At 61.5% G+C, this 1166-nt stretch carries 1 protein-coding gene; it reads left to right on the top strand.

Annotated features, from left to right (window positions below):
- Window positions 1–86 precede the first annotated feature (86 nt).
- A protein-coding gene (locus tag ABEA46_RS20345) for an IS630 family transposase (RefSeq protein ID WP_210683739.1) occupies window positions 87–1147 on the top strand; the annotation gives its coding sequence in 2 pieces (ribosomal slippage) (window positions 87–579 and window positions 579–1147; 1062 coding nt in all).
- Window positions 1148–1166: the final 19 nt, after the last annotated feature.

The raw sequence follows: 1166 nt of genomic DNA, 5'->3' as shown, positions 1-1166 counted from the left end.
ATACCAACTCTCGCTGATTGAGACTCACGAGGGATTCCCATGGGGCCGCAAATCTGATTCACCATGACAAACGATGGAGGTTTGTCATGGCGCCGCCGATTGCGGTTCGGACTGATTTTGATGGGACGGCTCTTCGACGGCTGGCGCGTTCTTCCAAAGACGCCGATCAGACCCGACGGCTTTTGGCATTGGCGACGATCTATGACGGCGGGTCGCGGAGCGACGCGGCGAGGGTCGGCGGCGTGACGCTGCAGATCGTCCGGGACTGGGTCTTGCGGTTCAACGCGAGCGGACCGGAAGGCCTCCTCACTCGCAAGGCGCCAGGCCGACAGACGGCCCTCAATGAAGCGCAGCGGAGGGCTTTGGCGGACCGCGTCATGGAGGCCCCCATCCCTTCGGTTCATGGCGTCGTTCGCTGGCGTTTGAAGGACCTGGCGCAGTGGCTCCATGAGGAGTTCGGCGTGACAGTCCACTTTGGGACTGTCAGCCGAGAGCTTCGGGCGATGGGCTTCCGCAGGCTCTCCGCCCGGCCACAACACCACGCCCAGAGCGAGGAGGCGCTGGCCGATTTTAAAAAAACTTCGCAGCCTGCGTCGCGTCCATCAAAAGGAAGCTCCCGCCGGAAACCCCGCTAGAGATCTGGTGGCAGGACGAAGCGCGCGTCGGCCAGAAGACGAAGATCACAAGGCGCTGGGCGCTCAGAGGGACGCGCCCTCGCGCGCCGCAAGATCAAAGGACGAAGTCGGCCTACATCTTCGGCGCCATCTGTCCGGCCAGGGGTGTGGGAGCCGCTCTTGTCCTTCCTCGCTGCAACATCCAGGCGATGCAATGGCATCTCGACGAGATCGCTCGAAACGTCGCCCCTGGCGCTCACGCCCTGCTGATATGCGATCAGGCGGGCTGGCATATGACGGAGAAGCTCACCGTTCCCGGCAACCTCACCATCGTCCCGCTACCGCCAAGAGCCCCGGAACTGAACCCGGTCGAAAACGTCTGGCAGTTCCTGCGCGAGAACTGGCTCTCCAACAGGATATTCAAATCCTACGACGAGATCGTCGATATCTGTTGCCACGCGTGGCGACAGTTCCTGGACCAACCGTGGAAGATCATGTCCATCGGATATCGACAATGGGCCCATGAATGGTGATCAGCGCGAAATGGTATAA

The organism is Microbacterium jejuense (assembly GCF_039544225.1).
Lineage (GTDB): Bacteria > Actinomycetota > Actinomycetes > Actinomycetales > Microbacteriaceae > Microbacterium > Microbacterium jejuense.
The sequence above is the reverse complement of the archived record's forward strand: the minus strand, read 5'-3'. Positions and strand labels throughout refer to the sequence as shown.